General features: G+C 47.4%; 18 protein-coding genes. 15 read left to right on the forward strand and 3 right to left on the reverse strand.

Features of this window, described 5'->3' with window-relative positions:
• Positions 1-13: 13 nt before the first annotated feature.
• The 6 genes from HUG15_RS22810 to HUG15_RS03435 all read left to right on the forward strand — a co-directional run bounded on the left by HUG15_RS22810 (position 14) and on the right by HUG15_RS03435 (position 2,919).
• Positions 14-460 (forward strand): molybdopterin-guanine dinucleotide biosynthesis protein B, encoded by a 447-nt coding sequence (locus HUG15_RS22810; RefSeq protein ID WP_281393618.1) that lies wholly within the window; start codon positions 14-16, stop codon positions 458-460.
• On the forward strand, positions 441-896 hold the full coding sequence (locus HUG15_RS03415) for a molybdenum cofactor biosynthesis protein MoaE (protein WP_200127034.1): 456 nt from the start codon (positions 441-443) through the stop codon (positions 894-896). Before HUG15_RS22810 ends, HUG15_RS03415 begins: the two co-directional genes overlap by 20 nt.
• Positions 893-1,126, forward strand: a complete 234-nt coding sequence (gene moaD, locus HUG15_RS03420) for a molybdopterin converting factor subunit 1 (RefSeq protein ID WP_200127036.1) — start codon at positions 893-895, stop codon at positions 1,124-1,126. Before HUG15_RS03415 ends, moaD begins: the two co-directional genes overlap by 4 nt.
• Positions 1,127-1,162: 36 nt before the next feature.
• Positions 1,163-1,657 (forward strand): PTS sugar transporter subunit IIA, encoded by a 495-nt coding sequence (locus HUG15_RS03425; RefSeq protein ID WP_200127037.1) that lies wholly within the window; start codon positions 1,163-1,165, stop codon positions 1,655-1,657.
• Positions 1,658-2,054: 397 nt separating this feature from the next.
• Entirely contained in the window at positions 2,055-2,507 is a 453-nt protein-coding gene (locus HUG15_RS03430; protein ID WP_200127038.1) for a DUF2269 domain-containing protein, read from the forward strand.
• Positions 2,508-2,520: 13 nt separating this feature from the next.
• Positions 2,521-2,919: a YbaN family protein gene (locus HUG15_RS03435; RefSeq protein WP_200127039.1), complete on the forward strand. Its 399-nt coding sequence runs from the start codon at positions 2,521-2,523 to the stop codon at positions 2,917-2,919.
• Here HUG15_RS03435 and modB read toward each other — a convergent pair.
• Genes modB through HUG15_RS03450 form a run of 3 tightly spaced genes read right to left on the reverse strand, consistent with a single transcriptional unit; the run spans position 2,881 to position 4,536 of the window.
• The gene (gene modB, locus HUG15_RS03440) at positions 2,881-3,531 is read right to left on the reverse strand and encodes a molybdate ABC transporter permease subunit (RefSeq protein WP_200127040.1); all 651 of its coding nucleotides are present in this window, start codon (positions 3,529-3,531) and stop codon (positions 2,881-2,883) included. The genes HUG15_RS03435 and modB overlap by 39 nt on opposite strands.
• Entirely contained in the window at positions 3,528-4,334 is an 807-nt protein-coding gene (modA, locus tag HUG15_RS03445) for a molybdate ABC transporter substrate-binding protein (RefSeq protein WP_211202336.1), read from the reverse strand. The genes modB and modA overlap by 4 nt, the downstream gene beginning before the upstream one ends.
• A complete protein-coding gene (locus HUG15_RS03450; protein ID WP_200127042.1) occupies positions 4,309-4,536 on the reverse strand; it encodes a group-specific protein in 228 nt (75 codons plus the stop codon). The genes modA and HUG15_RS03450 overlap by 26 nt, the downstream gene beginning before the upstream one ends.
• 99 nt (positions 4,537-4,635) lie before the next feature.
• Between HUG15_RS03450 and HUG15_RS03455 the strand changes: the two genes are divergently transcribed.
• From HUG15_RS03455 to HUG15_RS03495, 9 genes are all read left to right on the forward strand, one after another.
• Positions 4,636-5,331, forward strand: a complete 696-nt coding sequence (locus tag HUG15_RS03455) for an aspartate/glutamate racemase family protein (protein ID WP_200127044.1) — start codon at positions 4,636-4,638, stop codon at positions 5,329-5,331.
• A 392-nt stretch (positions 5,332-5,723) separates the two neighbouring features.
• Positions 5,724-6,800 carry a hypothetical protein gene (locus HUG15_RS03460; protein ID WP_200128817.1) on the forward strand — a complete coding sequence of 359 codons (1,077 nt, stop codon included), beginning with the start codon at positions 5,724-5,726 and terminating at the stop codon, positions 6,798-6,800.
• Positions 6,787-8,952 (forward strand): molybdopterin oxidoreductase family protein, encoded by a 2,166-nt coding sequence (locus HUG15_RS03465; RefSeq protein WP_200127046.1) that lies wholly within the window; start codon positions 6,787-6,789, stop codon positions 8,950-8,952. The genes HUG15_RS03460 and HUG15_RS03465 overlap by 14 nt, the downstream gene beginning before the upstream one ends.
• Before the next feature lie 6 nt (positions 8,953-8,958).
• Complete coding sequence (locus HUG15_RS03470; RefSeq protein WP_200128818.1) at positions 8,959-9,519, forward strand: 4Fe-4S dicluster domain-containing protein; 561 nt, start codon at positions 8,959-8,961, stop codon at positions 9,517-9,519.
• Positions 9,520-9,535: 16 nt separating this feature from the next.
• Complete coding sequence (locus HUG15_RS03475) at positions 9,536-10,054, forward strand: Rieske 2Fe-2S domain-containing protein (protein ID WP_200127048.1); 519 nt, start codon at positions 9,536-9,538, stop codon at positions 10,052-10,054.
• Entirely contained in the window at positions 10,044-10,244 is a 201-nt protein-coding gene (locus tag HUG15_RS03480) for a hypothetical protein (RefSeq protein ID WP_200127050.1), read from the forward strand. The genes HUG15_RS03475 and HUG15_RS03480 overlap by 11 nt, the downstream gene beginning before the upstream one ends.
• A gap of 75 nt (positions 10,245-10,319) precedes the next feature.
• Positions 10,320-10,604, forward strand: coding sequence for a hypothetical protein (locus tag HUG15_RS03485; RefSeq protein ID WP_211202337.1), 285 nt, complete (start codon positions 10,320-10,322; stop codon positions 10,602-10,604).
• Positions 10,597-11,805, forward strand: a complete 1,209-nt coding sequence (locus tag HUG15_RS03490; protein ID WP_200127054.1) for a nitrate/nitrite transporter — start codon at positions 10,597-10,599, stop codon at positions 11,803-11,805. The genes HUG15_RS03485 and HUG15_RS03490 overlap by 8 nt, the downstream gene beginning before the upstream one ends.
• 25 nt (positions 11,806-11,830) lie before the next feature.
• Positions 11,831-12,466, forward strand: a complete 636-nt coding sequence (locus HUG15_RS03495; RefSeq protein WP_200127056.1) for a sensor histidine kinase — start codon at positions 11,831-11,833, stop codon at positions 12,464-12,466.
• Positions 12,467-12,487: the final 21 nt, after the last annotated feature.

Genomic DNA, 12,487 nt, shown 5'->3' on the forward strand with positions numbered 1-12,487 from the left:
AATTGGTGAAAGCATTTTCTGCTCGGGAGATGCACGTGGCGGCCTTGAAACATCACGGTCATGGGGGGGGCCGGCCGCCCCGGAACCTTCAACGGATAGCGAACGTTTTTCCCGGGCAGGTGCTAGTCTCTCCGCGGTCGAGGGGGATGGTGTTTTACGGTTGTCCGCGGTGCAAAATGGATGGTCATTGGAGCAATTATTGCGTGTTCAGGTGGGATTTGGACCTGATGTGATTCTTGTGGAAGGCTGGAAACACGCGAATTATCCCAAAGCCGTCTTGCTGCGCGGCCGTGAAGACTGGGGTATTTTATCTGAACTTACCAATGTTTGTTGCGTGCTGTATCGGGGAGAAAAACCGCAAACAGAGCTGCCCTCTTTTTCTCTCGATGCGTCATCGCGCGATTATATGCATTGGATCGTAAGCAAAGTGGAGGATAGCGATGCATTCAAATTTGTTTAATTTAACGTGGGAATCTATCGACGTACAACAGGTGATTGATAAGGTCGTTGATCGAAATTGCGGGGCGATTGCAACGTTCATTGGAACCGTACGGGAAATGACCGCGGGTAAAAAAACGCTGCAGTTGGAATACCAAGCCTATGAGCCGATGGCGGTCAAAACGTTGGCGCAAATCGGTGAAAAGGTGCAAAGGAAATGGCCCGGGACAAAGGTTGCCATTACGCATCGTTTAGGCACGCTCGGCATTTCCGATATCGCGGTCGTTATTGCTGTCTCGTCCCCGCACCGAAAACCTGCTTATGAAGCGAATGAATATATCATGGAACGAATCAAAGACATGGTTCCGATATGGAAAAAAGAATTTTGGGAAGACGGGACCCAATGGATCGGCGATCAACGGGAAACGACGTCCTATGAGAAGGAGGAGAATCGATGATACAAGTACTTCTTTTCGCCCGGGTTCAGGAAGAGGTAGGAGCTGATCGTCTCGAAGCAAATATGGCCGGAAAATCGATCAGGGAACTGAAACGTTGGATGGAAAGCCGTTATCCGGTGTCCTCGCTTGCGCGTACGATGACCGCCGTGAATGAAGAATTTGCAGGAGACGATGAAGTGATCAACGAGGGAGACACTGTGGCGTTTATTCCGCCCGTAAGTGGGGGATAAGAACAGTAAACCATCATAAAATGGGAGACCTGTCAAATGTTAAAAAAACTATTTAAAAGTAAATCCGATGAAGACACGATCGTCGCGCCAATGTCTGGGAAAGTCATCAAACTGGAAGACGTGCCCGATCCAACGTTTTCAGAGAAAATGATGGGCGATGGTGTTGCCATTGAGCCGTCGGATGGGAAGGTTTTAGCCCCGGTAAAAGGGAAAGTCGTGCAAATTTTTCCGACGAAGCACGCGGTTGGCATTGAAACAGAGCAAGGTGTGGAACTTTTGATTCATATTGGATTGGAAACCGTGTCGATGGACGGCGATGGATTTGAAGGCCACGTGGAAGAAAATGATAAAGTGAAGCCAGGCACGCCCCTCGTTACGTTTGATATGGAGAAAGTGCAGGAAAAAGCAGCCAGCACGATCAGCCCTATAATTATCACGAATGGGCAGGATAAAGATCAAATGGAATTGTCGAATGAAACAGAGGTTGAAGCAGGAAAAACAACACTTTTTACGTATCGCAGAGACTCCTGATGGGGGTCTTTTTTTAAGGATTCTAAAATCTTGGCAGCTATAAAACGTTTATGAAGCTCAGATCGGACGGAGCGCGTTTCGGTTGGGCCGTCATGAAGCCCGAAATCGGAGAAAGCGCTCCGTATCGGTCGCCATGAAGCGCTCATGAAGCCCGAAACTGGAGAAAGTGTCCCGTATCGGTCGCCATGAAACGTTCATGATGCCTGAAAAGAGAGACTACGCCTCCGTGCGGTCGCCATGAAGCATTATAAAGTCTGGAATCAGGTCTATCCCTTCCCCTGTTGACCCTGCAATTGGCTTAGGCCCTGTTTATTGTTAAAAAGCGTTCACTTCGAATGTTGGTCCGGCCATAACGCGATATGGTAAAATGGTCCTGAGTAAATATTGGAGGCTTACCATGGCTTTGTACGATTGGCTCGTATTTATCCATATATTTTCAGCGATCGCCGGCATGGGTCCGGGGTTTGCCATGACTTTTATGACCCGTGGTGCACGGACGATGGCGGAGTTAAACCACGCATTTCGATTACGTCATCGATTGCACCGGTTTGTCATGATTGGCGGGATTTTGCTGCTGATTACCGGGATATGGATGGGTGCTTTGCAGCCCGCGCTTTTTCAGCAAGGTTGGTATATCACGAGTTTAGTTTTGTTTCTCGTCGCTTTAGCGTTTGGCCCACTCGTGTTGGCGCCTCGATCCAAGCCGGTCAAAGCTATGTTAAACGAACATAAAGGCGATGATATTCCGGAATCATATTACGCTCATTCCCGAACGCTGTTTTTCTTTGAACATGTCCTCAACAGTCTCTTTTTAATCATTATTGTGCTCATGATTTTGAAGCCTTTTTAAGTGGGGTGATGAAATGAAACGAATCATTCTCAATATATGTGGCTCAATATCAGTCGCTTTAGGCGTGCTCGGAATTGTACTGCCCTTGTTGCCGACAACACCGTTTCTATTGTTAGCGGCAGCTTGCTACGTTAGAAGTTCAGATAAATTGTACCACTGGTTAACCACGAATAAACATTTTGGCCCTTATATAAAAAATTACCGTGAAGGAAAAGGGATCCCATTAAAAGCAAAAGTGACGGCAGTCGTGGTTTTATGGGTCTCTTTGGCTTTCACGATCTTTTTAATCATTCCTTTGATTAGCATTCAATGGCTTCTGTTTTTCATCGGCGCGTGCGTGACCTGGTATATCCTCAAGCAAAAGACACTATATTTAAGCGAAGCGTCGCGCAACGAACAACAGACTGAATGATAATAATACAATCACGATTACCCACGCCCAGGCAAGTGTCGTGTCCCCGGCTTCCAACGCTGTAAAGATGGCGATCGGCATCGTTTGCGTACGACCTGGAATATTGCCCGCGAACATAAAAGTGGCTCCGAATTCGCCGAGCGCCCGGGAAAAGCTGAGGATGAGACCGGTGACGAGGGAACGGGAAATCAATGGCAGCGAAATATAAATAAATACTTGCCATTCATTAGCCCCGCTCACCCGTGCTGCTTCCTCGATTTCAGGTTCGATTGCTCCCATTCCAGTCTTGACGGCTTGATACATGAAAGGGAAACCGACAACGACGGCGACGAACACGGTTGCACTCCATGTAAACATCAGGGACTGTTCGAAGAAGAAATCAAGGATTTGCCCTGCCCATCCGCTTGAACCAAAAATAATAATGAACAAAAAACCGATAACGGTTGGCGGCAGGACGGTAGGGAGCATAAACAGCGTCTCTACAGCCGTTTTGCCCGGGAAGCGCGTGCGAAACATCCAGCGGCCGAGGAGCGTGCCGAGCACAAAGATGATGACGAGCGCTGTAAAGGCGGTCTGAACTGAGATCAAGACCGGGCTCCAAAATTCATTCATTCTTCGACCACCTCGTATCCATATGCTTCGTAGACGTCTTTGGCTTCATCACTGACGAGATAATCATAAATCTTCGCAGCGGCTTCCGGATGATCCGTGTCACGGACGATGCCGATGGGGTATAAAATGTCAGCGTGCAGATTTGCACTAATCGTCTCCCTCGTTTCGACCCGATTAGAAGCTTCTGCATCCGTTTTAAACACAAATCCTGCATCTACACTGTTTTCTTCATTGTACGTGAGCACTTGTCGAACGCTCCTAGCTTGTACGATGTTATCTTCTAATTCCTCCCACATGTGCATGTTTTCCAACGCTTCTTTTGCGAATGTTCCTGCAGGTACACTTTCGGGAGTGCCTATGGCAATGGTTGCAATGTTTGCTTTTGTTAGCTCTTCGACAGCGTCGATGGGCGTTTTTGTATTCGTGGGTTGGATTAAAACGAGATCGTTTGTCAGCAAATGTTCCGCTTGTTCCGGCTTGATTTTATCCGCTTCGACTAACGCGTTGAAATCCGCTTCCGATGCCGATAAAAAAATATCGAAGGGGGCGCCTTGCTCAATTTGCCGTTGCAATGATCCCGATCCGCCAAATTGAAAGACGACGTCAATGTGTTCTTCTTGGTTTTCGATTTCTTTTTCCAAATCCCGAAGTGCATCTTGCATGCTGCTAGCTGCAGCTACCTGAATTTCGACGGTATCGTCTTCCTCCATTGAACAGGCGGAAAATAGCGTCAGCATGATTATGTAAAGAGAAGCCTTCAGAGGAGACCGAAGACTTCTAAGCAAGGGCAAGAATTTTTTCATTTCGTTCTTTTCGCTCCCGGGTTTCTGCAAGGTCGTATTTTTTCAATAAATGGAAGAGTTCGTTTAACGTTTCCTGGGATTGTTCCTGATTCAACAGGTGAGCGGCTTTAACATAAATGTTTTCCGGTAAATAAGGGTGTTGGTTGTCCAGTTTCTCTTTGACCTGTTCCGGTGTGTGGTCGATTGGGCAAGAAGACGCCATGATGGGACACTCCTTTCTTTGTTCCATTATTCCACAGATGGCAGTGGATGAAAAGATATCGCTGTATGTTAAAATGGAGATGAACAAAGGAGTGGTACGATGAAACGCGCAGGTATTGTGGGCGGTCTCGGACCGGAATCGACGGTGGATTATTACCAGTCATTTATCCATATGTATCAGGAAAACGTGAGCAGTAATAAAGTGCTGCCTGAACTTTTTATTAACAGTATTAACATGTATAATATCTTCCATTATATTAGCGAAAATCAAATGGATGAATTAGTCAATTATGTCGGCGGCGCGGCGCAAAAATTGGAGGAGATCGGCGCCGATTTTGTGATTATCGCGGCCAACACGCCGCACATCGTCTTTGATGAGGTGCGCGAGCAGGTCAACGTGCCGATGATCAGCATCGTGGAAGCGACCTATGCCAAAGCAGATGAGCGAGGATTGCAAAATGTAGGATTGCTTGGTACGAAATTCACGATGGAACATGATTTTTTTAAAAAACCTTTTTTGGCAAGCGATAAAAAAATCGTCGTCCCGACGGAACATGAACAAGCATTTCTGCACGAAAAAATTGTGGATGAATTGGAAAATGGCATCGTAAAACAAGACACGAAGGACGCGTTTCTGAAAATCATTAACCGGATGATTGGGGAAGAAAACCTCGACGGTCTGATTTTAGGCTGCACGGAATTGCCGATGATTTTGAATAAAGACGATGTTGATGTTGCCCTGTTGGATACAATGGAGATTCACGTCGACAAAATGGTAGAGCAGGTTTTCGAATGAAAGAATGGGTCGGAACGTGCTCCCGATGCGAAAAAGATGTCTATTGTCTGGATGGTTTCCTGAACGGCGTTTATAAAGACGGCAAACTCTATTGTTTTCCTTGCGAAAATGAAGAAGAATAAAGCCTGTGAGGTGCTACGCAACCTCATGGGCTTTTTTTAGTAGGTAAGAAAGTATAAATCAACTTTCTTACCTACATAAGTGCAACTAAGGCTTTTCGCCATAAAAGCTTGGCGAAAAGCCAAGTTTTCTAATACCAATCCCACCTCCAATCTCTAGAAAATTAGGGAGTCTCCCGCGATGAATCGGGATATTCCCTAATACCCCCCGGAGACGCTCTCTTCCTATAATAAAAGTATCACGGACTTCAAGGGAGAATGCATATGGAAACAATGAATGAGACCCCTATTAAAAGGTCTCAACGGCCACGCTTACATATTTTTGCTTCGAAATTTGCCAAAGCGATGTTTATCACCATCATGGCTATTGCGGTTTTATCGTTTATCGGCACGCGAATGTTCACGCATGTGGATTTGAATTTGTACGGCTATATGGTAGGAACGGTCGTGTTTCTTGGCGGGATGTTTTACCGCTTTATCGCCTGGTCGGAACGGCCACCGACGAAAATTTTGTTGAAAAAAGGAATTCGTGTGTTGTTTTTGGGTTCCACTCCGAAAACAACCGTTGAACATCTGGGAACGTATCGATTTATTTGGAATCGAGGCCTTTATCGCTGGATCCAGCACGTGATGTTGGGATGGGGGACGATTCTCGCCTGCCTGATCACCTTCCCGCTCGTGTTCGGTTGGATGTATTTCACGATGGAAGAAAACGGCACGTACACCGTTGTCGCCATGGGAATGAACCTTATGCAAATCAGCGCGGATGGCGTTATGATCTTCCTGTTTTCCAACGGGCTGAATATTGCCGGGGTGATGGTGACGATTGGCGCTGCCATGGCCATTTACAGGCGTCGGAAAAACATGCAGGCAAGGGCTGAACAAAGCTTTCTTTACGATTATTTGCCGTTGTATCTTCTTTTGTTTGTCAGTGTCACAGGATTGCTCTTAACCTTCAGCAACATTGCTTTACACGGCTGGGGGCATTATACGATGTCGCTCATTCACCAGTTTTCCGTCATTGTCACGTTGATTTATGTGCCGTTTGGAAAGCTTGCCCACGTGCCCTTCCGTCCGCTCAGCATTTTTGCAAAAAATTATCGGGAACATTACGGCAACCAATCCATGAAAAAATGTAAAGTTTGCGGCGAAAATTTCGTTTCTACGGAACAGTCCAATGACGTGATCGATGTTCTGAAGATGAACAACATTGATTTTCAAATGGAGGATGGCTTCCATTTAGCCGAACTTTGCCTGCCGTGCCGCAGAAAGTACCGTTTGTCGAGATTTTCAGGTGTTCCCACTCATGGGATCAAAGCTAAGGAGGCCAATCAGCATGCCGAAGGATAAATTTTTTCGGGATATAGAAAATATGCATCATCCCGATGAAACGTTAGTAAAAACGCATTGCAGTTATTGCGGGATGCAATGCGGGATGAACTTAAGGGTGAATACGAAAACGAATAAAATCATTGGTGTGGAACCTCGTTACGATTGGCCGGTAACGGTTGGGAAAATGTGCCCGAAAGGCGTGACCGCCTATCAGCAAACGAATCATGAGGATCGTATCCTCCGCCCGCTCATTCGCGATGATGCTTCTTTAAAAGGAACGAAAGAAGGATTTCGCGAGGCGAGCTGGGAAGAAGCCTACGATAAAATCACCGACAATTTCAAGCAACTGCAAACACGTTACGGGAAAAACAGCCTTTCCGTGTTTAGCGGCGTATCAATGACAAATGAAAAATGTTATTTAACCGGTAAGTTCGCGCGCGTCGCGCTCGGGACGAAATACATCGACTACAACGGACGCTTTTGCATGTCCAGTGCCGCCGGCGGATTTTTACGATCGTTCGGGGTCGATCGGGGCTCGACGTTGCCATGGACCGACATTCACGAGACCGATTGTCTATTCATCGCCGGGAGCAACACAGCGGATTGCCATCCGACGTCAATGTTTCGCGTTTGGGAAGTGCAAACAAGAGGCGGTTACCTTATTGTCGCCGATCCCCGTGAAACTCCGATCGCGAGGCGGGCCGACATTCACCTTGATTTACGGCCGGGCACGGATCTTGCGCTCGCGAACGGCATTTTGCATCTTTTGATAAAAAATAACGATACAGACGATGCTTTCGTGGAAAAGCACACGAACGGTTTTGAAGAAACAAAAGAAGTGGTGAAATCTTTCACTCCGGAATACACAAGTGAGATCACCGGTATAGAGAAGGATAAAATTATCCGTGCCGCACACATTTACGGAAAAGCCCCGAACGCAATTGTCATGTTCGCACGCGGCATTGAGCAGCAGCGTAAAGGGGTCGATAACGTGTCGGCTTATACGAACCTTGCGCTCGTCACCGGGAAAATCGGGCGCCCGAAAGCCGGCGTCGCTACGTTTACCGGTCAGGGGAACGGGCAAGGCGGACGAGAACACGGTCAGAAATCAGATCTGCTCCCGGGCTACAGAAAGATTACCGACCCGGAGAATGTCAAAGCCGTGAGCGAAGTATGGGGCATTGACCCGGAAGAAATGCCGGAAGAAGGCGTTTCCGCTTACGAGATGATCGAGTTGATGGCGCAAAAAGAGATTCGCGGATTGTACTTATTATGCTCGAACCCTGCCGTTTCTGCGCCCAATCTCAATTTTGTCAAACAAGCATTGAAAACCCTTGATTTTATGGTCTGTTCCGACTTTTTTATATCCGAATCGGCGGAGTTTGCCGACGTGATTTTGCCGGCAGTAAGTTGGTCGGAAGATGAAGGCACGGTCACTAATCTTGAAGGGCGGATCATTAAAATCAACAAAGCGCAAGAACCAATCGGAGAATCAAAGCCGGATTGGCAAATGCAAGTTGAACTTGCGGAACGGTTGGACAGAGGACAATATTTTACGCATTTGCAAACGGCTGAGGATATAGCTGATGAATTTAGGCGCGCCACCAAAGGCGGGGTCGCCGATTATTACGGGGCAACCTGGGACAAAATCGATAAACAGGATGGTGTCTTTTGGCCTTGTATAGATGAAAAAGACACGGGAACACCTCACATGTTTCTAGACAAGACATTTTATCATCCCGACGGAAAGGCAAAAATTTGCGCCCTTCCTTACCGCGGAGCCGGCGAAGAACCGGATGGGGACTACCCACTGTATTTAACGACCGGGCGTGTCGTCTATCATTATTTATCCGGCAACCAGACCCGCCGAATTCCGTTTCTCTCCGATATGGCCCCGGAGCCTTATGTGGAGATGCATCCGGATACGGCTCGCGCATACGGATTGGCGCACGAGGAAGCGGTTCGGCTCACGACGCGGAGAGGGGCAACAGTGTTTAAAGTGAAAATCACCGAGGCCATTCGTCCGGATACGCTGTTCGTCCCCTATCATTATGGCCATGAAGAAGCGATTAACTTGTTAACGAACGCAGCGCTTGACCCCATCTCGAGGATGCCCGAGTTCAAAGTTTGCGCGGTACGCATGCACAAATTGGAAGCTGAGAAGGTGTAGATCATGATGAAAAGAAGACTGTATATCGAACTGGAAAATTGCATTGGCTGCCGCGCTTGCCTGGCGGCTTGCACGCAATGCGGCGGTCATGAACAACGCAACCGCAATTATGTGTATGACATCAATCCGTTTGTGGACACGCAGACGATGCCGCTCATGTGTTTGCACTGTGAAGACCCGCCTTGTGCCCGCAGTTGCCCGGCACAAGCGATTCAAATTCATGAATCGGGAGCCGTATTGTCGGCCATGGCGGAGAAATGCATTGGTTGTCAAAATTGCACGATTGCTTGTCCTTACGGCATTCCTAAATTTGATGAAGAACAAAACCTAATGTATAAATGCGACCTTTGCATTGATCGCACGCAATATGACATCCCGCCGATGTGCGCCAGCGTGTGTCCGTCGAATACATTGCAATGGCTCACGGAAGAAGAAATCGAGAACAAACAGCGCCGTCATGATCTGGATAACGGCAAATGGGTGGCGAGCATGCCGCCTTTGGAAAACGAAACGAACGTGAAAATTAATCTTCCCGGTATTTTGCAGGGGACGGAAAAACTGTTTTAAAAGGGGGGCGACGAAAATGACAGAGCAAAATAAACCTTATGAAGAGGATAATTATACGCATAATATTCACCGCAACAGAGAGCGGACGCTTGACCGGCGTGGGTTTATGAAAACAATGGTTGGGGCAGCAGGCGTTTTCGCCGTAAGTTCCTTGCCTTGGGGCGGCGTGGCAGCCCGGGAATTGTGGAATTTTGCTGATGATGAAGACGAGCGGCAAAAAATCGCCAATGTCACCGATGTGCCGGTCGGTGAATCGTTCGATTTTACGTACCCGACGGAGCATGACAGCGCGCTCCTCATTCGGCTTGCCGAGAACGATTATGTTGCTTACCAAAACGCCTGCACACATCTTCAATGTCCTGTTTTCTGGGAAAAAGAAAGTTGGGAAATGATCTGTCCCTGCCATCACGGATACTTTAGCGCCGAAACCGGTGAGCCGACGGGCGGTCCGCCAAGGCGGCCGCTCCCGGAAATTGAATTGCAAGTGCAGGATGGAACCATTTACGCAGTGAAGGTGAAACGTTATGAAGCGTAGCTATGTGGGTGTGCTAGCCCTTTGTCTCGTGTTGTTACTTAACATCGTTTTTTTGCAATTGGCCGTCCATCAATTTTTTTTCGAACGATACACGCTCGTTCTTATCTACGTTGCTCTTAATATTTTATTGTTTCCGATCGCTTTGTGGATCTATAAAAAAGAAAAAAATCAAACGATGAATTCGGGCTAAATGTGGAGTTTAGGACATCTTATCCGTTATGAGGATGAAAACAGACAAAAATTATCCGAAAAGGGTGTTGATCCAGTGGAAAGCAAAGAATTTCAACCATTGCAACGGGAGCAGATCCCTGTCTGGGTTTGTATCCGCGATGAACATAACAGAGAGGGGGCTCCATGGGTGATGAAAACGATGGAACAAATATCCTTCTGTCCGGATCACACTCATTTACGGTTCTATTTTCAAGACGGAACTTTTTTAGCTGTCCCGCTTGCCTCGACGGTGCAGCAAACGGGCAAGGAATGGTGCGCTCGTGATCGGGAAACCGGGCTTTCGTATTTGATTAAAATGGAGGAGAAAGTATATGCGTGAAAAAATCCAGCTACCATTACAGACGGCGAATTTTGTCGTTGGCTTCATGGTATGGGTGCTCATATCTTCATTAATTCCACATATACAAGAAGATATCGCCCTTACCTCCAATCAAGTCGCTTGGGTTACCGCCATTCCCGTCATCTTGGGGTCAATCTTACGCGTGCCGATGGGTTGGTTAACAAATTTGTTTGGGGCGCGGACGATATTCGTCGCCAGCTTCGTACTTCTCTTATTACCTGTCTACTATATAAGCATAGCGACTACGTTGACTGATTTAATCATCGGTGGCTTGTTTCTCGGGATCGGCGGGGCGGTGTTTTCCGTTGGTGTCACTTCATTGCCGAAGTACTATCCGAAAGAGCGGCAAGGCCTAGTGAACGGCATTTACGGCGCGGGGAACATCGGCACGGCGATTACGACTTTTTCTGCGCCGGCCATCGCGGTTGCGATCGGCTGGCAAGCAACGGTTCAACTTTATATGGTGCTTTTAGGCCTTTTTATTCTCATGACCTTTTTCTTCGGCGATAAAAAGGAAGAAAAAATAAAGACATCGATGGCGGAACAAATCAAAGGGGTTTACCGAAACGAGAAACTATGGCTTTTCAGCTTGTTTTATTTTATTACGTTTGGTTCATTTGTGGCGTTTACAGTATTCCTCCCAACGTTTCTTGTCAATCATTTCAGCTTGGAGACTGTGGATGCCGGCATGCGAACCGCAGGTTTTATTGCCCTTGCCACGCTTCTAAGGCCGATCGGCGGGTGGCTCGCCGATCGTTTCAATGCCATGTATCTTTTAATGGTTGTGTTTGCCGGCTTTACCGTGGCGGCGATTGTCCTTGCTTTTTCCCCGTCCATCGGTTTGTTTACGATTGGTTGCCTGGCGATCGCGGCGAGCGGCGGAATCGGAAACGGCGTCGTTTTCAAACTCGTTCCGTCATATTTCACGGAACATACCGGGATGGTCAACGGGATTGTATCCGCGATGGGCGGGCTTGGCGGTTTTTTCCCGCCGTTGATTTTAACGTCCCTCTACAGTCTCACCGGGCATTACGCCATTGGCTTTATGGCATTGTCACAAGTCTCACTGGCAAGTTTGATCCTCGTGATTTGGCTCCATTATCATGACAAAAATTCCATTCGGGATGAATCAGGCGAGGGGATGCAATACGCCGGTGCCTTCAATGATAGCGGAAAATGAAAATACGATACGAGGAGATGACGCTATGGAACAGCAAACAGTACACGCGAGCCGTTACATGATACAATCACAGGAAGAAGAATTAAAAAGGGTCAGTGACGAACTTCATGACGGCATTTGCCAACGTCTATATAGCATTCATATCGGACTTCACGCGATTGAATCGGCACTCGAAGGTTCGGATTTGAAACAGTATGTCCTGCAAATGTCAGGTGAGCTGTCGAGCGCGATTCTGCAATTACGTCATTTGTCGGAAGAACTTTATCCCCCTACGCTAACGACATTAGGGTTAACACCTGCGATGAAAAATTATGCCCAATTGTTCACGTCAACGTTTGGCGTTGTTGTCGAGATTTCCTCGAATGGACCGGAAAAAATCTTGTCCGAACAAAAAAGTTTAAATGTTTTTCGCGTTTGTCAGGAAGCGTTGATCAATATTGCAAAATATGCGGAAGTTGCAACGGCTTCGCTCCAGTTCACATGGGAAGAAGAAACGTTGAAAATAGTGATAGAGGACGCCGGGAAAGGGTTTGATGCAAAGGATGTCCAATTTTTGGGGATCGCGGCGATGAAGAAACGAATGCGTCTCGCCGAAGGCGATTTCCAACTTTCATCCCAGCTTGGCAAGGGCACAAAGATCATGCTGTCATTATCCATCTGAAAGAACAGGAGGGGTGTCCAG

Source organism: Salicibibacter cibarius (assembly GCF_016495725.1).
In the GTDB taxonomy this organism is placed as follows: domain Bacteria; phylum Bacillota; class Bacilli; order Bacillales; family Marinococcaceae; genus Salicibibacter; species Salicibibacter cibarius.